The 19376-nt window shown below is 46.8% G+C and carries 21 protein-coding genes; 16 read left to right on the top strand and 5 right to left on the bottom strand.

Going from position 1 to position 19376, the window contains the following annotated elements; translation table 11 throughout:
- Window positions 1-55: 55 nt before the first annotated feature.
- Window positions 56-928, bottom strand: coding sequence for a hypothetical protein (locus J2T16_RS26665; protein WP_221788370.1), 873 nt, complete (start codon window positions 926-928; stop codon window positions 56-58).
- A gap of 411 nt (window positions 929-1339) precedes the next feature.
- Between J2T16_RS26665 and J2T16_RS26660 the strand changes: the two genes are divergently transcribed.
- The 3 genes from J2T16_RS26660 (at window position 1340) to J2T16_RS26650 (ending at window position 3575) form a co-directional block, all read left to right on the top strand.
- Window positions 1340-1573 carry a hypothetical protein gene (locus J2T16_RS26660; RefSeq protein ID WP_090923327.1) on the top strand — a complete coding sequence of 78 codons (234 nt, stop codon included), beginning with the start codon at window positions 1340-1342 and terminating at the stop codon, window positions 1571-1573.
- A gap of 272 nt (window positions 1574-1845) precedes the next feature.
- Window positions 1846-2676, top strand: a complete 831-nt coding sequence (locus J2T16_RS26655) for an alpha/beta hydrolase (RefSeq protein ID WP_090923326.1) — start codon at window positions 1846-1848, stop codon at window positions 2674-2676.
- Between the two features lie 113 nt (window positions 2677-2789).
- Entirely contained in the window at window positions 2790-3575 is a 786-nt protein-coding gene (locus J2T16_RS26650; protein WP_221788371.1) for a DODA-type extradiol aromatic ring-opening family dioxygenase, read from the top strand.
- A gap of 143 nt (window positions 3576-3718) precedes the next feature.
- Here J2T16_RS26650 and J2T16_RS26645 read toward each other — a convergent pair whose 3' ends face one another.
- Window positions 3719-3931: a hypothetical protein gene (locus J2T16_RS26645; protein ID WP_123064805.1), complete on the bottom strand. Its 213-nt coding sequence runs from the start codon at window positions 3929-3931 to the stop codon at window positions 3719-3721.
- Window positions 3932-4006: 75 nt separating this feature from the next.
- Here J2T16_RS26645 and J2T16_RS26640 point away from each other — a divergent pair, with 75 nt between their 5' ends.
- Window positions 4007-4159 carry a hypothetical protein gene (locus J2T16_RS26640; protein ID WP_221788372.1) on the top strand — a complete coding sequence of 51 codons (153 nt, stop codon included), beginning with the start codon at window positions 4007-4009 and terminating at the stop codon, window positions 4157-4159.
- 3 nt (window positions 4160-4162) lie between these two features.
- Here the strand turns inward: J2T16_RS26640 and J2T16_RS26635 are convergent, their stop codons facing one another.
- On the bottom strand, window positions 4163-4702 hold the full coding sequence (locus tag J2T16_RS26635) for a DoxX family protein (RefSeq protein ID WP_154891598.1): 540 nt from the start codon (window positions 4700-4702) through the stop codon (window positions 4163-4165).
- Between the two features lie 346 nt (window positions 4703-5048).
- Between J2T16_RS26635 and J2T16_RS26630 the strand changes: the two genes are divergently transcribed.
- From J2T16_RS26630 to corA, 4 genes are all read left to right on the top strand, one after another.
- Window positions 5049-6122 carry a DUF3048 domain-containing protein gene (locus J2T16_RS26630; RefSeq protein ID WP_221788373.1) on the top strand — a complete coding sequence of 358 codons (1074 nt, stop codon included), beginning with the start codon at window positions 5049-5051 and terminating at the stop codon, window positions 6120-6122.
- Window positions 6123-6479: 357 nt separating this feature from the next.
- Window positions 6480-7097, top strand: a complete 618-nt coding sequence (locus J2T16_RS26625) for a DUF47 domain-containing protein (RefSeq protein WP_221788374.1) — start codon at window positions 6480-6482, stop codon at window positions 7095-7097.
- A 14-nt stretch (window positions 7098-7111) separates the two neighbouring features.
- Window positions 7112-8101, top strand: a complete 990-nt coding sequence (locus J2T16_RS26620) for an inorganic phosphate transporter (protein ID WP_090923317.1) — start codon at window positions 7112-7114, stop codon at window positions 8099-8101.
- A 318-nt stretch (window positions 8102-8419) separates the two neighbouring features.
- Complete coding sequence (gene corA / locus J2T16_RS26615) at window positions 8420-9379, top strand: magnesium/cobalt transporter CorA (RefSeq protein ID WP_154960613.1); 960 nt, start codon at window positions 8420-8422, stop codon at window positions 9377-9379.
- A gap of 185 nt (window positions 9380-9564) precedes the next feature.
- Here the strand turns inward: corA and J2T16_RS26610 are convergent, their stop codons facing one another.
- Together J2T16_RS26610 and J2T16_RS26605 are read right to left on the bottom strand one after the other, a co-directional pair.
- Window positions 9565-10653, bottom strand: coding sequence for a DNA alkylation repair protein (locus tag J2T16_RS26610; protein ID WP_221788375.1), 1089 nt, complete (start codon window positions 10651-10653; stop codon window positions 9565-9567).
- Between the two features lie 125 nt (window positions 10654-10778).
- Window positions 10779-11414, bottom strand: coding sequence for a tyrosine protein kinase (locus J2T16_RS26605; protein WP_221788376.1), 636 nt, complete (start codon window positions 11412-11414; stop codon window positions 10779-10781).
- A gap of 474 nt (window positions 11415-11888) precedes the next feature.
- Between J2T16_RS26605 and J2T16_RS26600 the strand changes: the two genes are divergently transcribed.
- The 8 genes from J2T16_RS26600 to bioC all read left to right on the top strand — a co-directional run bounded on the left by J2T16_RS26600 (window position 11889) and on the right by bioC (window position 19288).
- Window positions 11889-12179 carry a YerC/YecD family TrpR-related protein gene (locus J2T16_RS26600; RefSeq protein WP_017690665.1) on the top strand — a complete coding sequence of 97 codons (291 nt, stop codon included), beginning with the start codon at window positions 11889-11891 and terminating at the stop codon, window positions 12177-12179.
- A 3-nt stretch (window positions 12180-12182) separates the two neighbouring features.
- Entirely contained in the window at window positions 12183-12965 is a 783-nt protein-coding gene (locus J2T16_RS26595; RefSeq protein ID WP_221788378.1) for a sirohydrochlorin chelatase, read from the top strand.
- A 295-nt stretch (window positions 12966-13260) separates the two neighbouring features.
- Window positions 13261-14613 (top strand): adenosylmethionine--8-amino-7-oxononanoate transaminase, encoded by a 1353-nt coding sequence (gene bioA / locus J2T16_RS26590; protein ID WP_260510825.1) that lies wholly within the window; start codon window positions 13261-13263, stop codon window positions 14611-14613.
- Window position 14614: 1 nt separating this feature from the next.
- Complete coding sequence (gene bioD, locus J2T16_RS26585) at window positions 14615-15346, top strand: dethiobiotin synthase (RefSeq protein WP_221788379.1); 732 nt, start codon at window positions 14615-14617, stop codon at window positions 15344-15346.
- An 8-nt stretch (window positions 15347-15354) separates the two neighbouring features.
- Complete coding sequence (gene bioB, locus J2T16_RS26580; RefSeq protein WP_499019867.1) at window positions 15355-16389, top strand: biotin synthase BioB; 1035 nt, start codon at window positions 15355-15357, stop codon at window positions 16387-16389.
- Window positions 16370-17548, top strand: coding sequence for an 8-amino-7-oxononanoate synthase (bioF, locus tag J2T16_RS26575; RefSeq protein ID WP_499019801.1), 1179 nt, complete (start codon window positions 16370-16372; stop codon window positions 17546-17548). The genes bioB and bioF overlap by 20 nt, the downstream gene beginning before the upstream one ends.
- Window positions 17545-18417, top strand: a complete 873-nt coding sequence (locus J2T16_RS26570; RefSeq protein WP_260510826.1) for an alpha/beta fold hydrolase — start codon at window positions 17545-17547, stop codon at window positions 18415-18417. Before bioF ends, J2T16_RS26570 begins: the two co-directional genes overlap by 4 nt.
- Window positions 18392-19288: a malonyl-ACP O-methyltransferase BioC gene (gene bioC, locus J2T16_RS26565; protein ID WP_221788381.1), complete on the top strand. Its 897-nt coding sequence runs from the start codon at window positions 18392-18394 to the stop codon at window positions 19286-19288. The genes J2T16_RS26570 and bioC overlap by 26 nt, the downstream gene beginning before the upstream one ends.
- The last annotated feature ends 88 nt before the right edge of the window (window positions 19289-19376 follow it).

Raw genomic sequence — 19376 nt, 5'->3', positions numbered from 1 at the left:
AAAAGAACATCTATGTGTACCACGAAACAACCACATTCGACATTGCCTCCTTCAATCATGCCTGCTTTTTTTGCCCGAAAATAGGCCGGATTAAAGCAAGACCAACAATACCAATAACGGCGCTAACCCATGGAGCCATGTAGAACACAGGAAGTTTATCCCGAAGTGGATAACCCACAAAAAGAACAAGTACAACGATCACGATATAAATGATAATGCCTCGAACGTTAACTTTGGGCATGACATGTTTGTCTGTCCCCTTATCGTCTGGACGTTCTGCTAATCGGCGTAGCATCTCTACGAGCGCAATTCCGCCTACAGCGCTAATGATGAGAGAGAACAAGCTGATATGTTCGAAAGCCTCCGTATCGCCGTCTGTTAGGCCGAAGAATAGTCCTGCACATCCCTGAATGAACAGGACAACGGATATGGCCGCCCAGGCAATCATAACATACCATTTTGGCGTTCGTTTCACAGGTTCTGGTGTACCCGGTTGATCGTCAGACTGAGCGATGCTGGATTTGATGTTCTTTTTAGAATCTTCAGCAGAACGGGCATGTTGTTTCGGATAAGCTTGTTTTTTTTCGGGAGGGACACTTCCGCTACGGTTTTCCCTGCTTGAATCTTTCCCTGTGCTTGCCCCTGATTGAGCATATGTATCTGCTGAGCCTACTCCAAGTTGGGTATAAATATCTTCTTCCAGATCAGAGCCGTACAATTCGCGTGCAGATTTGTTATCTTTCTGTGCTTGTACGATGGCTTTTCCCGCAGCGAGAATCCATTCTTCCTGTGTTTTCTCGTCTGCTGGCGCTTGCCTTGCGATGGTGCTGATCTGGTTATACAATTGTACGTTGTCTGGTGTCATACGGCTCATCTCTGTGATTTGCCGATTTTGTATTTCTTTCAGCTTTTTATAGGAAATCCCCAATGCTTGCTCCCCCTGTCTCACACGTTCTGATCTTCCATTCCATGAAGACCCTGACGATATTTTAGTATACGGGAAGGGCTCTCGTTTCGCAAAGTCATTCCTTATAAAACAACTGCTTGTGATTTACCCATAGCCCGATACAGGCTAACACAACACAGGTGCATAAGAGCACCAGTTTTCCATGATGCTGAATCCATCCGAGTAGATGTGCCATGAGTTCATTCCTTTCGGTAACAGGCCTCCGGGACAGGCGTGCCTGAGATTTTGGTTTTATTTTCCCCTGTGGAGTTGTGAATATACATGGCTTGGTTGGAAGAAGCAACGATTCTGTGAACCGTGAATAAAGAGCTGCCCAATCCATCACAATAGTAGCATTTCCAAACTGAAATGATGGATAGGAGTGTGGTTAGCATGGATAAACAATCAGATCTCACACGAAAGATGCTGCTCAACAGTAATTCCCGTGGTGCCATGGATGAAGTGGTACCGATGGAAGAGGCAGTGGAGGATACTGAGTTCGGCGAAGAGTTGAATGATGATAACTGGCAGGGAAGAAGCTTCTGGGACAACGAGGGAGCAGGTCAGCAACATGAGTGGAACGGACGTATTGAGACTCATGCGATGTTTCGCAGGAGCTATGAGTAGGATCGTGCAGATATAACGCAAGAAAACAGGAATGAATCAGAAATTTTCGGAGCCCTGCTGAATATAGCGAGGCTCTTTTTTTACGAGAAAATCCGTACGAAAAGAGAACAGCTTTACATGACCTAAGGGGTTCATTTCTCGCGTTGACTTGGGGGTGAGGGAATGATAATATACTAATATCTTCTTAATACTCATTAAACTTATCGGATTAAACATAATTAATTAAAATACGTTGATTATATAACAAGGTCACCATGAAAGGGGAGATCCGTATGGAACGTCAGATCAGCATTCGTCACGGGGAAGAGGAGTTAACTGCGACCATTCACTATCCGGTTGTAAAAGATATTAAAGAGGAGACACGTCAGCAACGTGTTCCTCTGGCTGTCATCTGCCACGGTTTTGTGGGAAGCCGAATTGGAGTGGATCGGTTGTTCGTGAAGACAGCTCGTGAACTCGCGGAAGACGGATATCTGGTGCTACGTTTTGATTACATCGGTTGCGGAGAAAGCAGTGGGGAGTACGGAGCAGAAGGATTAGAGTCGATGATACTGCAGACCCGTTCTGTGCTGGATTATGCTGTGAACTGCAGTGATGTCGACCCTACACGTGTAACTCTGATCGGACATAGCTTGGGCGGAGCAGTTGCGCTGTTGACTGCTGTACGTGACAAACGGGTTAAAAATCTTGTCATGTGGTCGGCTGTCGGTTATCCGTTCAACGATATCGTGAAGATTACGGGCAGGGATGTGTATGACGAGGGTGTGAGAGCAGGGGCTTCCGATTATCTTGGCTATAAATTTACGCCTAAATTCTTTGACTCTTTGGCGGAGCATCAACCATTCCAGGAAGCTGTGAAGTTCAGCGGAGATGTGCTGGTTGTGCACGGTACTTCCGATGAAGTCATCCCTGTGGACTATGCGTTCTTGTATCAAAAAGTGTTCTGGATGCGCCAGGAAGGGCGCTGCGACAAGGAAATCATTTTCCAGGGCAATCATACCTTCTCATCTGGTAAAGAGCGCGAACAACTGATTACACGTACGAGAGAATGGCTCGGGGAGCGTCAGAAGATTGAAGAGAACTGGCAACATTGGATGATCTAAGCGATAAGTCTTACGTCATCAATCAAAAGTCACGGTTATTAACTTGGAAAAGCGCTTGCTTCGGGGTAAAATAGAGAGGTAAGCATCCTATCCGTGTCTGGAGGTTGGCAGCGATGACATTACCTGCACTATTCATTGCGCATGGTTCTCCTACGCTGGCGTTGGAGAGCAGTGATTACACTCAATTTTTGAACGAGCTTGGAGACAGGCTGCCGGCTCCAAAGGCCATCGTTGTATTCACCGCACACTGGGACTGTCCCGAGCCTTCGGTGACGATGGATGAGTCCCATCAGACCTTGCATGATTTTTACGGATACCCTTCAGCGTTGTATAACATACAATACCCTGCAGTCGGGCAGACCGATGTCGCGAGCGAGATATGTGCGTTATTTTCCCGTAGTAACTTGCCGCATCGACCTGTTCGTGGGCGTGGACTGGATCATGGCGTATGGGTGCCACTGCTACATATGTACCCTGAAGCGAGCATTCCAGTGATTGCTGTATCGGTGGATTCCCTACGTTCTCCGCAAGAGCAGTATGATATCGGGCGTATGCTGGAGCAACTCAGACATGATAACGTGCTTATCATCGGCAGTGGTGGAACCGTGCATAATTTAAGAATGCTGGCACAGGATGATGAGCCACAAGACTGGGCTATCGAGTTTGATGATTGGCTCGGAGAGCGTTTAGAGCAATGGAATACCAGAGAATTGTTTCTGTATGAAAAAAAAGCTCCTCATGCGCGGACGGCTGTTCCGTCTTATGGCATGGAACATCTTGCGCCATTGTTCTACGCCATGGGCTCAGCAGATATGTCTCGCACAGCGAAGCGATTATTTCAGTCGTATGCCTGCGGCACGTTAAGTTTGAATTGCTGGCAGTTTGGCGACGGCATATAACTTGGGGCAAATGAGAACAGAAACATCAATTTAGATGGCGAAATGAAGAATACAGTCGTATGCTTATAAATAAGCAAAAAGGTTCCTGCGGTCAGTTGATTGACTGCGTGGAACCTTTTTTGGGTTTGGGTGTTCAGCGGTGATTATTTGCGAAGTTCGAACAACTCACATTCGGTACGTGAGTGATAGGCCAGTTCACTGACACTGGATTGAACAACAACGGTTTTCTCGTCAAAACGAATGATGATACCTCCAGAGTCGATCTGGTGGTTATCTTTGAATACCCGGATTTTATGTTTTAAGGTCATGGCTTCCTGAAAATCGGCATCGGTTTCGAGACGGCGCTGCGTCGGCATAGGGATACTCCTTTGTACTGTTAGACTTTATAACCATCATAATATGGGATTCTACTGATGAGCAAGTGTAGAGACTTGGATGCACAATGGTTGAAGAAGATGGAAGAGCGGTTGGCAATAAGAGCAGATCAGCATAGGTTGTCAGGTTATGAACAAATGAGTGAAAAGAATACAACACAAAGCCCTGCTCCAAGGGGGGAAGCAGGGCTGAGTTTCTTATATTTTTAATGATTAAGCCGTTTTCTTAGTGGGTGTAATGGTTGGTGTGTCTGTTGGCTGAATGGTTCTGTCCTTTTTGAACAATCCGCGAAGGTAAGGAAGTACCCAGTGATCCAGACCAATTTTACCAGCATTTGCACCAGCTACGACGATGAAGATTTCCATCACAACCAGTTGAGCATTCGTGCTTACTGTACCCGAGAAGAGGAACGCGAAGTTCATGACCATCGCCATCAGAGCTGCCAGCGTTGTGAAGCATCCAAGAATGAGTCCCAGACCTACCAGGAATTCACCGAGCGGGATCACGAAGTCGAATAATCCGGCATTTGGAATAGCGAACTTTTCAAGGAACGTTGCCCACCAAGCTTGAACCGCTGGATGATCGCCTGTTGCTTTTTCAAGTGCCCCAGTGAGGAACCCGCCAGCTTGGAATCCGCCGGTCAATTTGCTCCATCCGTGAGTCATCCAGTCATAACCGATATACACCCGAAGTACTGTCAAAATCCACATTGCCACTTTGTTTTCTCTAAGCCATTGATTGAAGCTGAACATATAAACCACTCCTTTTATGGAATCTAGTGTGTGTTGTTTTTGTTTTTCTAAGTGATCACCTTTGATGTCTTTATTGTATATTCCGAAAGGTGTTTTGTTTGTGATTAAAATCACAATCTAGTTCAAATTTTAAGTAAGGTTTAAGAAGTTCACATTTAGGACATATTTATTTGCTTATTTCAAGATTCAAAGATAACTTGTGAGATAAGACAAGGCTTAGAAGGCGCAGACAAAACGGAAACGTTATGATTAAATGGAAAGAAATACAGGAGATGGTTGCCTGCATGAGAGGAATATCACATGACGAGCAGAAGAAAGTCAGCCAAATCGTTTAGGAGGTCCTATATTGAAGTTATTTTCTTGGAACAAAGCTATATCAGCAGCATCAATCTGCCTTCTTACCGTTAGTCTTGTTGCTTGCCAGAATAAAGAGGTAGCCCAAATTCCCCAGCCGAAGCCCACACCTGCACCGGTTCAAGAAGAGAAGCCTGTGGAGGAGCCTGTTCATTCTGGCTTTACAGCTCCTTTCACGGGACTAGCCGTGGAGAAACCGTCTACGCAGCGGCCACTAGCGGTCATGATCAACAATGCACCTGCCGCCCGTCCCCAATCGGGACTCAGCGCAGCCGATATTATCATTGAGGTGCTTGCCGAAGGTGGGATTACGCGGTTCATTGCTATATTTCAGAGTGAAGGTGGAGAAGAAACCGTCGGCCCAATACGTAGTATTCGTCCATACTTGATAGAGCTTGGCGAAAGTTATGACGGGGTGCTTATTCATGCCGGAGGCAGTCCGGAGGCGTATTCTATTTTGCAAAAACAGCAGAAACATCATATGGATGAAATTTCGAATGGCGGTCCTTACTTCTGGCGTTCCAAAGAACGCAAAGCCCCGCACAATCTATATACTTCTGTAGACAAGCTTAGAGAAGGTACGGATAAGAGAGGATACAGTCATGAATTTAAATCTCCTGTGTACAAGTATGACGAGGTAGGAGCGACCTCCACTGGAGAGAGCGTGAAGCAGTTTGAACTCCATTATTTATTGAATAGTTACAAAGTTGCGTATGATTATGATGAAGTTAGCGGACGATATATGAGAATGGTGAACGGGAAGCCAGATCAGGATAAAGATAACGGCAGTCAGTTAGGTGCAGCCAATATCATTGTTGCTGGGGCAGACCATAAGGTGCTCGACGATGTAGGCAGGTTATCCGTAAACGTGGATCATGGCGGTGAAGCGATGCTGTTTCAGAAGGGCAAGATGATTCGCGGGCAATGGGTTAGAAAAGAGGGAGATATAATTCGTTTTGTGAAGGATGGGCGTGAAATGAATCTTGTGCCCGGGAAAACTTTCATTAGCATTGTGCCGAACCATCCAAAGTTTGCAGATCATGTGAAGCTGGCAGAACAAGAATAAGCCATATACAACGATTGGCACAACGAAATGAATCACTTTTGCAGGCTGAAATGAAAGAGAGCGATGAAAAGGGTTAAGATTGGTGATGATGTGTTGTCGTATCATAGCGCTTTTTATGAAAATTGTGACGGGTTACGCGTCGGTTTATGTGGAGTTTTGTAAACGCAGTGTAAAATCGGAGTCTGATTTTGCCATAATTCCAAATAATTAAGATTCATTTCAGGTTAATATGAGAAGAATATAAAAAAGGATCGCAGGTTTTGTACAAACCATGAAACAAATATGATAAGATATCAAAGGTTGTCATTTCATGTTTCATCGGTTATCGGCGCAATTTCTCGAAGAGGGGATAGAGCTATGAAGATTAAGAAGAAGAAGGACATATTTTTTGAAACACTGGAGAATATGGCAGATACGGTTGTTCAAGCGGCAGATTATTTCTCCCAGCATGTTTCCAACCTTCAGGATGTAACTCTTTTTGCTAATGAAATGAAAAAGTACGAGTCGCAATGTGATGACTACGTGCACACGATCATTACAGAACTCAACAAAACATTTATCACGCCGATCGAACGCGATGATATTATGGAACTGACAACAACTCTTGATGACGTATTGGACGGCATTGAAGCTACAGCTTCCCGTTTCTATATGTACAATTTGGTGGAACCGGACGAATATATCGTTCAATTTGCAGAGATTTTGCGCCAATCGGCTTACGAAATTCAGAAGGCGATTCATTTGCTGTCCCAGAAAAAATTGCTGGCGATTCGTGAATATACGATTCGTCTGAATGATTTGGAAAACCAAGGCGACGAAGTATTGCGTAACTGTATCAAGAATCTCTTCGCTACGGTGTCTGATCCGATTGAATTGATCAAGCGTAAAGAAATATATGAACGCCTTGAAACAACAACGGATGCTTGCGAGCATGTTGCGAACGTTCTTGAATCCATCATCATGCGTAATTCTTAAGGAGCCAGAGAATAATGGAAACAACGATTTGGGTATTAGGTATAGTCGTCTTCCTTGCACTGGCGTTTGACTTCATCAACGGTTTCCACGACACGGCTAATGCCATTGCCACATCGGTATCCACACGTGCACTGACGCCGCGCCGCGCCATTATTTTGGCGGCCGTGATGAACTTTGTTGGTGCGATGATGTTTACGGGTGTTGCGAAGACGATTGGGGGGAGCGTGACGGACCCCACCAAGCTTGATAACGGGATCGAGGTTGTCATCGTCACCTTGATTGCCGCGATCATCTGGAATTTGGTTACCTGGTGGTTTGGAATTCCTTCATCTTCTTCACATGCGTTAATTGGAGCGCTCGCAGGTGCAGTGCTCGTTGGAGCAGGCTCGGACAAAGTGAAATGGAGTGGATTCATTGATATCGTCGGAGGTTTGCTGTTGTCACCTCTGATTGCTTTTGCCATTGGTTATATCGTCATGACGATTCTTAAATATGTGTTTGCCAAACGCAGTCCGCACAATGTGAATAAAGGCTTCCGTACGGTACAGATCTTCACGGCTGCCCTGCAGGCATTCACTCATGGTACCAACGATGCGCAGAAAGCGATGGGGATTATTACATTTGCACTCGTCGCAGCCAAGGTACAGGATCATCTTGAAGTACCACTGTGGGTTAAAATCTCAGCAGCAACAGCTATGGCCCTGGGGACATCGGTGGGTGGTTGGAAAATCATCAAAACGATGGGGACTAAAATTTTCAAAATCGAACCAATTAACGGCTTTGCTGCCGATTTATCTGCTGCATCCGTTATTTTCACAGCAACATTGTTGCACCTTCCGGTAAGTACGACACACGCAATCACATCCGCGATTCTGGGTGTAGGTTCGGCGAAACGTTTCTCGGCTGTAAAATGGGGACTGGCTGGACGTATCATCATTACGTGGTTCATTACGATTCCAATTACCGGAGCACTTGCAGGTCTGTTGTACTGGATTATTTTCTAAATAGTTGTCAACAGAAGGGCCAGGTATCCATCGATCGGATACAGTAAGTGAAGGACGAACCTGTTCATAACCGTGTGAATATCGGGATATGTGGATAAATATACAATGAGTTGAAGAAATGCCTGTGCACGAAGATGTGGACAGGCTGGATATGTGGATAGCCATCCGTGGAATGATAAACCAAAAGAAACCTTCCTGTGGATACAGGGAACTGTGGATAGGGGAAATGAGAGAAGCCAACAGGGTTGGCTTTTTTTGTTGTCCAGGCTGTACAATGAAATCAGAACTTCGATAAGAGACAAGGACGTGGTCTAATCCATGATTCGTACACTTGCGATTACACGGGATCATCAAGTCACGGTGAATATGCCGCTCGAACAGCTGGATTTAAACGATTTTGCCTGGGTGTGGGCAGATTTCAACCAGCCTACCGAAGAAGAAAGTCGGCTACTGGATACATATTTTCATTTTCACCCACTTGCCATTGAAGACTGTCTGCATGTATTGCAACGTCCCAAGCTGGATTATTATGAGAATTTGCAGTTTCTTGTGTTACATGCGCTGAATCCAGCTACGCTTGAGGCAGAAGAGGTAGATCTGTTCCTGGGACAGAACTTTTTGGTGTCATTCCATCATGGAAGATTGGAAGAAGTGGACGAAGCCTGGGACAGACTGCTGAAACACGCTCATGAGCGTACCATTTGGGCAAGAGGGCCGGTGGCGGCAGCTTATACAGTGATGGACAAACTGGTCGATCATTATTTTCCATCGCTATTTTCCATCGAGGATGAACTGGCTGAACTGGAAAATCGGGGCGGTCAGGAGTCCGTAGAGGAATTGATGAATCAGGTGTTTGACCTGCGCAGTCGACTCCTGAAGCTTAGACGCACTGTTGTCCCTATGCGGGATCTGCTCTACCGGGTCATTAATTCGCAACATGTACAGCGAACAGGGGAACATACCGCATATTTTACCGATATTTATGACCACCTGCTCAAACTGACGGATATGATTGAAGCCGATCGGGAGATGACGGCAGACTTGCGCGATAGCTATATCTCACTGAATTCGAATCGAATGAATCAGATTATGAAAACACTGACGGTCATTACGACGGTATTTATGCCACTCACTCTAATTGCAGGTATCTACGGCATGAACTTCGCCCATATGCCGGAGCTTCAGTGGAGGTATGGTTACGGTGCTGTGTTATTGCTGATGTTTGTCCTTGGAGGCTGTATGGTGGCCTGGTTTGTGAAGCGCGGCTGGTTTAAATAAACAGGATAACTTGATAATAAAGAGAAAAGGCCGTCAGGCGAACCTTGCGGAACACGAAATCCGTTGCTCCCAAGGTTGTTTGTTGCCTGACGGCTATTCTCTGTCTATTTTTCTATCCACATGTGCATAAGTGATTCAATCATAGAGACTTGTGCATAACTAAAGTGAAATTTCCATTTCGAAGTTCAGTCTAACGTAAGCACAAAAGAAGCGGATTCCGTATTTTGCCCGTTCACAACGATCGTGAGCGTATGCAGCCCTTCGTAATATTTCCGTGTCGTAATGAGTTTGAATGATTGTTTGGTATTGACGGTACTGCGACCACTGGCATACATCTTGTCCGAGCACTTAAAGCGTTTGGGTGCCTGTTTGCCGTTAGCCTTCATATAACCAATCTCATATTCAAGCCTCAGCATCTGCGGTTCGCCGCTCGTATTAACCACATCGAATGAAAAATGAAGATCCTCTCCCGTAGCAATCTGCTCCCGATCCAGCTTCAGGTTTTCAATATGGACAGCCTCCTGCTTGTGATAGCCGAATAGGCTCAGTGCAACAGGGTGCCCCTTCTTCAGCAGCGAACGACTTGCGTGGTGGATAATCCAGTCGGTATGCGCGTTCTGACCGTACCAAGCTTGAGCTAAGTCGAGAACAAGATCAGGGTGATCTTTGGAAATATCGTTCAGATGATTCGCTACACTTTTTCGTACATAGAGAGATTCATCCTGCCTGAGTGCATGCAGAATCGGAAGCGCGGGCGTCGGATCAACGATCAAATCCCCAAGCTTGGTTCCCCATGGCAAACGAGGGCGACTGCCTTCGCTGGCAAGCCTGCGAATATGCTCGTCACTGCTTTCTGTCCATTCCATCAACTGTTTCAACGTCTTAAGCGGGTAACGCTGGATGAAGGGGCGTACCGCAAATTCAGAACTTGAATAAGGTGTGAATACCTTAAGATATTTCATCGATAATTCGTAGTTTTCGGGGGCAAGTCCATTCACTTCAATGAAATCAGGCACAAAAAGGTACTCAACCCCGCGCAACTGTGGAGCTGCCTGTTCAAGGATATGTAAGGCTTGTTCGTAATCGGCGGGCAGAACATGGGTCAAAGATTCCGTAATTCGGCGTATCCTTGCCTTGAACTCCAGCGCTTCCCAGCCTTCAGCGAAAACCAGTTCGCGGAATCGCTGTGTTTGTAACTCTGGATAGAACTGATGCAACTGATTGGCAGTTCGATCAATGAGAGTGGGTGTATATTTATCTTTGAACAGTTCCATGGTCTGCCTCCTTATATGTATTATCTAGTATACCTCATTTTCCAGTATAAGAACATAAGTTCTTGGTGTTAGTTGCTCAAAAGGGTTAAGGCACCCGCCTTCATGAAGGGAGTGCCTGAATAGAGTTAACTTTTGCGTCTTTTGGGACGCGGTTTGGATGTTGCGTTTTTCCGGCGAGCTGGAGAAGCGGTGCGTTTCCGCTGTGTACCAGTTGTTTTTTTGCGGCGTTTGCGCGTGCGAGGTTTCGAGTATTCTTCATAATCAGCGTCGGCTTCGCTGCTACTGTTTTTATTTTTTCCAAAAGGCAGAATGCCCATCACCAGTTTCATCATCGGGGCCATCTGCTGAATACCGCCAACGACCTTTTGCATTTTGGCCACGCCGCTCATAATGCCGTCAATGCCGCCGAAGCGGTCAATCATGCCTTTTAATTCACCTAAGTTGGCAAGGGAAAAGCCTGAGCTGCCTGAAGAGGCAGGTGTTTGAGCCGGAACGACTGGAGTAACGGGCACGACCTCGCTTCCATAAAGCCCTCCGCTGGGTGCGCCCTGCCCATAGGGCACAAGACCGGAGGCTTCAACCTCGGCGAAGCCCGGGTAAGTCGGATGAACTCCAGGATACATCGGCTGGATCTGGGCTTCATTGAGAGAGCGTGGCACATTTCCATACGGTGCATAAGCTGAGGTGCGAGCCTGCTGCTGGCCTTGAGGAGCCGGACGTTGCCGTGTTCCTGGCGGGCGATGATAGTAATGCTGTGGCATGAACGATCACGTTCCTTCTATATTAGATTTTTCGGAATTGCGTTCCACCGAGAAATCAATCCTGTAAAAATCATGGTATAACAAGCAGGGTGGAACTCCCTTTTGATATACTGTATGTCATTCGCGGAGAGGCGGCGTAGGCGGGTATCACGGAAAACGGGATATTTGCGGAAATGGGCGCAAGTCATGCCGGCGTTTATAAGATGGTTTTCAGGAAGAAAAATGAATTTCGGACACAATTTTGTAACAATTTACAGGTATAAAATCCTAGATAAATAATCGGATATGTTCCCCCTAAAGGGGCGAATATCGCAGTTTTTATGCTCATTGTCCGTCTGTGGAGGACAATAGTATGTTTTGTAAGCGTTAACATGTGTTTTTGTTCTGTAGTGCGTGAAATCGTTAACGCTTGAAATACCAACTCAGGCTAGGTACAATGGATGTACACAGTAACCGCTAGGGGATGATGATAAAATGCAGCTGAAAAAGCTAAATGATAAAAGCATTGAACAACTATTTGAGGCAATCCTGACACTTAAGGATATTGAAGAGTGTTATGTTTTTTTTGATGACCTCTGCACCGTGAACGAGATCCAATCCATGTCCCAGCGGCTGGAAGTAGCACGTATGCTTGGCAAAGGCAACACGTATAACCAGATTGAAGCAGAGACGGGCGCGAGCACGGCCACGATTTCGCGTGTTAAGCGTTGTCTGAATTACGGGAATGACGGTTATAAAATGACGCTGGAACGCCTGGGGCGCTAAGTCATGAAGAAGCCGGGTGTACTCATCATTAGTCACGGTTCTCAGGAGAAAACCTGGGTGGAATCCGTCGATGACGCGATTTCCCGGTTGAATCTGCCTGATCCGTTACCTGTTGAAGCTGGATTTCTGGAATTGGTGGACGGGCGTTTAATTCAGGACGGTATTAACCGACTGGAAGCGCAAGGTGTAACGGACCTGTTGGTTGTACCGCTATTTGTTTCCTCTGGCAGTACCCATGTGGATGAGATCGAGTATGCAATCGGGGCGAAGGATGCACCTGAGCGTGAAACCGATCTTGAACCTTTTGAGGTGAAGGCACGTGTTCATTTTGGCTATCCGGTGGATAATGATCCTGATATTGCGGTGATGGTATGGGACAAGGTTCGGTCATTATCACAGCAACCTGAGCAGGAAACGATTTTGCTTGTCGGACATGGCAGTATCCATGATGGGTTCCGCCAGCGTTGGGAAGCAGGCATTTCTTCGCTTGCGGAACGAGTGCAGCAAATCAGTGGAGTCGCTCATACAGACTATGCATTGCTTAATCCGGAAAGTGTATATGACAAGGCGAAATTCTGGTCCGAAGAGCGTGGCAGTCGCGTCATTGTGGCACCGCTATTTTTGAGTGCTGGTTATTTTACCCAGCATGTTATTCCAGGTCGACTTAAAGAGTTGGAATATGCATATAGTGGGGAAACGTTGTTGCCTCATCCTTTGCTTGGGCAGTGGCTGGAGCGCCAGATTCAGTTTTTGCTGGAGAAGTGTAACAGGGCTGTTCAAAGTTAAATAGCATTAAAGTGGGATTCCACTTTAAATTCATTCATGATAAAAAAACGGCAGAGATGCCGTTTTTTTTGTTTTATTGCGCCTTTATTTCGCTCTACAAAAGGTACCTCGAACCTAATCGAAATGATCTGAAGTGTTTAATGTGTAGTAAAAATAGGCCACATGGAGAATGTAAAACTCTCTTTACAGCGAAGAATTTGTTTGATAAGATGTGCATGTCTTAATTGTTAACCTTAAAAATAAATTTGGTTAACAATTAAATTTGTTAGATGATTTAATGGGAAGGAGCTGTACGATGACACCATATGAACGGCTTGTAGCCATAGACCGGGCTCATGTCTGGCATCCTTTTACTCAGATGAAGGATTATAACCAGTCTGATCCCCTAATCATTGAACGAGGCGAAGGAGTTATGCTGTATGACGTACAGGGGAGAGCTTACTACGATGGTTTTTCTTCGGTTTGGCTTAATGTGCATGGGCACAATGTGCCGGAGCTGAATGAGGCCGTCACTGCACAATTGGGACGAGTAGCACATTCCACACTGCTTGGCATGGCTAATATCCCTGCAATTGAGCTGGCCGAGAAATTAGTAGAGATTACACCTCAAGGGTTGACGAAAGTGTTTTATTCTGATGCAGGCGCAACCGGAGTGGAAATTGCAGTCAAGATGGCTTTTCAATATTGGATGAATCTCGGGAAGACCTCCAAAACCAAATTCATCACCATGAATCAGGCTTATCACGGAGACACCATTGGCGCAGTGAGCGTAGGTGCCATTCCGTTGTATCATGATGTATTTCGACCGATGCTGTTTCCGTCTTATGTCGTACCCTATCCATATGCTTATCGACATGAGCGTGGTGCACATGGAGCAAAAGAAGCTACCCTGTCTGAGCTACGCAAGATTCTTGAAACGAATGCACATGAAATTGCGGCGATGATTGTCGAGCCGATCGTTCAAGGCGCAAGTGGCATCATCGTTATGCCCGAAGGCTGTCTGCGCGAGATGGCAACATTATGCCGGGAATATGACGTACTGTTTATCGCCGATGAGGTGGCTACAGGCTTTGGAAGGACAGGTATGATGTTTGCTTGTGATCATGAAGAGGTGTCCCCTGACCTGATGGTAGTTGGGAAGGGGCTGACTGGCGGTTATTTGCCTGTAGCAGCTACGCTGGCAACCGAAGAGGTGTATCGTGCTTTTTACGCGGATTATGAAGAGCAGAAAACTTTTTTTCACGGTCATTCGTTTACAGGTAATCCGCTCGGGTGTGCAGTCGCGCTGGCAAGCCTGAAGCGATTTGAAGATCACCATATGTTAGAGAATGTAAGGATAAAAGCAATGTTGGTTGAGCGCAAGCTTCGTGGCATACAAGATGCTCCGCATGTCGGAGAGATCCGGCAAAAGGGACTGATGGTGGGCGTTGAACTGGTGAAGGACAAGTCCACCCGGCAAACGTATGCATGGGCAGAACGCATCGGCGTTCGGGTAACCCGGCGTGCCCGGGAACTGGGGCTGCTCACGAGACCCTTAGGCAATGTTGTGGTGTTCATGCCGCCGCTTGCTAGCACCGATGCAGAGATTGATGCGATGACCGATATTCTGATGAAAGCTATTATCGATGTCACTGAGGCGGATATGTGAGATGAATGGAACACAAGGTTTATTCGTGACAGGTACTGATACAGGCGTGGGCAAAACGGTAATTACAGGTGCGCTTGTTGCTACGCTTCGTGCGGAAGGACATCATGTCGGCGTCTGGAAACCGGTTCAGACAGGTGGACTTCTGGGTGACGGCACAACCGATGCAGAACTACTGCTGAAATACACGGAGATGGATTCGTACGCGGAGGATATTACCTCGTTCACCTTTGAGGCTCCTCTTGCACCCATGCTTGCTGCAAAACAGGCGGGATCGAACATTACGTTACAGGATATCTTTGATGCTGGGGCATCAATACTTAATCGATATGCCTCCGTGTTTATTGAAGGTGCGGGCGGAGTAGCTGTTCCAATAACGAAAGATGCCATGACGACTGATCTGATAGCCGAGCTTCAGATTCCGGTATTAATCGTTGCAAGATCAGGGCTAGGTACGATCAATCATACGTTGCTTACGATGGAATACTTAGAGCGCCGCGGAATTTCAATTCTAGGTTTCATTCTGAATGATGGCCTATCAGGTGAGTTATGCCTTGACCCAAGCTGGGAGACAAACGGGAGAATCATTGAACAATACAGCGGCATTCCTTGTCTGGGACATTTTCCAAAGCTTACAGGAGAGATTGATTCCAAGAGGTTAATCCATGCGGTTCAGGCAACGATCAATCTTTCTCCCGTCAGAGATGTTTTGACCATTCAGAAAATGGAGGAATAGCAATGAACATGAGCATAGCTCCTAAAGATACAGACTGGGTATCCCTTGCCAGAAAATCTTTGAAAGGCGAATGCCTGACAGCAGAGGAAGGGATCGCTGTTCTGGATGCTGATAATGATGAGGTACTTCCGCTCCTGCATGCGGCTTATCTCGTAAGACGACACTTCTATGGCAATAAAGTAAAGCTGAATATGATTATCAACGCCAAGAGCGGGTTGTGCCCGGAAGATTGCGGGTACTGCTCTCAATCCATCCGATCCAGCGCATCTATTCCGAAATACAGTTTGCTGGATAAGGAAACGTTGCTGGCAGGTGCACAGGAAGCAATGGCTCGCCAAGCAGGTACATATTGTATCGTTGCATCAGGAAAAGGACCGACAAATCACGAACTGGAGCAGGTCATCGACGCTGTAAAAAAAATCCGTGCTACGCTACCACTTAAAATCTGTGCTTGCCTTGGCATCTTAAAGGAGGGGCAGGCCGAACGTTTGGCTGAAGCAGGGGTGCATCGTTACAACCACAATCTGAATACAAGCCGAGATAACTATCCGTCTATCACGACAACACATACGTATGACCAGCGGGTTGAAACTGTAGAGAAGGCCAGGACTTCCGGCATGTCTCCTTGCTCGGGTGTTATTATCGGCATGGGCGAGAGTCAGCGAGACATTGTAGGGATGGCTTTTGCATTGCGAGAGCTTGATACAGATTCGATTCCGGTTAACTTTCTAAATGCAATCCCGGGTACACCTATGGAAGGAGCTTCACGTACAACGTCGATGAGAGCACTTAAGGTGCTGGCATTATTTCGATTGATCTGTCCATCCAAAGAAATTCGTGTAGCAGGAGGACGTGAGATTAGTTTGCGTTCATTGCAGCCATTGGCGCTGTATGCGGCCAATTCGATCTTTGTGGGCGATTATTTGACGACAGCAGGTCAGGACATTACGAATGATCATCAGATGATTGAGGATTTGGGGTTTGAGATCGAACTCAATGCCTTGCAGGGTGGTGGCGACAAATATGAACTGGATGGAAAATGAACTTGAGAAACTGGCTCACGCCTCAAATCAACGCCATTTACGCGATAGTGCTACGTCTCCTGAACGTCCTGGTCATATTGTAAGAGGAGGGAATAGCTTGCTTGATCTGGCTTCCAATAACTATCTGGGAATTGCCGGGCATCCTGATATTATTCAAGCCATTTGTGAAACACTTCAGGTTGAAGGTGCAGGCTCAGGCGCTTCTCGTTTTGTCACGGGCAATCGGTCAGTATACGGCCGTCTGGAAGCAGCGCTGGCATCTTGGCAGCAGGCGGAAGGCTCTCTTATTTTTGCAAATGGTTATATGGCAAATTCAGGTGTCATTGCAGCACTCATGGGGCGAGGAGATGTGCTTTTTAGCGATCAGTACAATCATGCCAGCATCGTTGATGGTGCTGTGTTAAGCCGTGCGGAGCATGCCAGATATCGGCATAACGATCTGGAGCATCTAGAGGCCCTGTTGCACAAACATCGGGATAAAAGGCGCAAGCTGATTGTCACGGATGCACTGTTTTCCATGGATGGGGATCGGGCATGGTTGCATGAACTGGTGAGACTCAAACGGCGATATGACGCCATGCTGATGGTGGATGAGGCACATAGTGGAGGTGTCTACGGGGAAAAGGGAGAAGGGCTGTGTCATGAGTTGGGACTGCATCGCCATGTAGATGTGCATATCGGGACATTCAGCAAAGCCTTCGGTATATATGGAGCTTATGTAGCTGGTAACAACGTATTAATACAATATCTTATGAATAAAGTTAGACCACTTATCTATTCTACGGCGCTCCCGCCTTCGCTTCTGGCAGGAATTATGGCGGCGTTACATTTGGTACAGACAGAGCATTGGCGCCGTAATCATCTGCGTTCGACCAGTGAATGGTTTCGTTCCGCGTTGACGAATGCAGGATTCCATGTGGGGGAAGGAGATTCGCCAATTGTGCCGATCGTGGTTGGTGACAATGAACAGGCACTTCGTTTCAGCGAAGCTCTGGAAGCAACCGGCATTGCAGGGATTGCCATTAGGCCGCCAACGGTGCCAGTTGGTACAGCGCGAATTCGCTTTTCTGTATCTTCGGCGCATACGTTTGATGAGTTGAGGCAGGCGAGTGTTCTCATTAAGAAAGTCGGTAATCAGCTCGGTTTACTCACATCATGAACATACAGAATGAATACATGGGACGAGTAGAGCAAAATGACAAAGGGACGATATTATGGCTAACTGGCTGGAGCATGACAGATGCTGTATTTGACTCATTGCGTCAGCGATTGCCTGATTATCAACATCTCTCCCTGGATTACAGTACTATGAGTGCTTCCGCAGACATGCTGGAGCTCGTGGAAACAACCGTCAAGCGTTTATCTCGGGCAGTTCGGTCTGATCGATTGGATGAGGTCGCCGCTCATGGCGATATCGGCATGCCAGAACTGTTCCACGTGCTGAAAGGGGGTTGCGGAGGGAAGGTGCCTCGCGCTCCACTACTCATCTCGGGCTGGTCTTTGGGAGCGATACTTGCTCTTGGACTGGCAACCAAAGGTTATGCCGATGGGCTGGTGTTATTTAGTGCAACGGCACGTTTTGTTCGGGAAAAGAAGGAACTGAGCCTTGGTGTGCACGATGCGTACGTCAGGCAGATGATTCGAGGCATAGCCAAGGATCGGCCAGACGTGGAGACTCGTTTTCGCAAAATGATGTTTACGGTAAGGGAGTGGGAAATGGGGTATGCTGACCACCTGCCTCCTGTTGGCTACTGGACACCAGAAGCTCTACTGGCGGGGCTTCAGATTTTACGTTATGAGGATCATTTGCCCGATCTTGCTCGAATCGATTGTCCAGTCCTTTTATTCCACGGGTATGAGGACAAAATTTGTCCATATGATGCAGGGGTGGAATTGTTGGATCGGTTACCGCGAGCCAAGTTGGTGACGCTGTACGATAGAGGACATGCATCTTTTCTAGGTGATGAAGTCAGAATTGAGAAGGAGTGGAGGAGATGGAGGCATGAGCATAAGCAGGAGATGGGATGAAAACAGAGCAAGCTTCGACAGTAGCATCCATGTTCAGCAACGATTCAATCGTAATGCATCCTCTTATGATGCACATGCCCACGTACAGCGAAAGATGGCTACTCTGCTCGCAGAGATTGCTGCACATGGTAAGAACAATACGCTCAGCCATTCACTGAATTTTCTTGAAGTAGGTTGCGGTACAGGTGTTTTGACTCGAATGATTGCCCGTGATTGGCCTGATGCCAGCATTACGGCCGTGGACATTGCACCCGAAATGATTCGTCTGGCATCAAGGCGAGTACAGCATGCTGAAGATGGAAAAGGTACCGCAGAAGGGGTTCGTTTTATGCAGGCTGACATTGAAAAGTGGGTTCATCAGGTCCCGTCATGCTCAGTAGATATCATCGTTTCCAATGCTTGTTTTCAATGGTTGCATGATCCTCAACGGACCTTGACCGGCTTGAAACGTATACTTCGTCCTGGAGGCAGGCTTCTGTTCACCACTTTTGGGACAGACACTTTTCGGGAGATGCATGAGGCATTTCATGAGGTATATCTAGCCTGCGGAATGCAACCGCAGCGACATGGACTGTCGTTTCATTCGGCTGAAGAGTGGAGAGTTATGCTGGAGAGATCAGGTTTTACGAGTTATTCGGAGAATCGTTTGGTTCATATCGAGAGATATGCTTCTGCAAGAGATTTTCTGCACTCGGTAAAAGGCATGGGGGCTAGCGCTTCGGAAGCGGTTCAAGTACCCGAGGTTAGTCTACGAACTCTATTTACCCGGATGTACAAGGTGTATGAAGATAGGTTTAGTGTCGGGGCAGCAGGAGGGGTTCAGGCGACATATGACCTCTTGTTTATTGAAGCTTCCGTTTCAGATATTTAGTAAGATATGAAGCAATATACGCGGCATATTATACAGATAAATCCCCTCCAAGCGGCTTATCCAGCCATGAAGGGGATTTGTTTTTTTA

It is taken from the genome of Paenibacillus intestini (assembly GCF_030803945.1).
Lineage (GTDB): Bacteria > Bacillota > Bacilli > Paenibacillales > Paenibacillaceae > Paenibacillus > Paenibacillus polysaccharolyticus.
The sequence above is the reverse complement of the archived record's forward strand: the minus strand, read 5'-3'. Positions and strand labels throughout refer to the sequence as shown.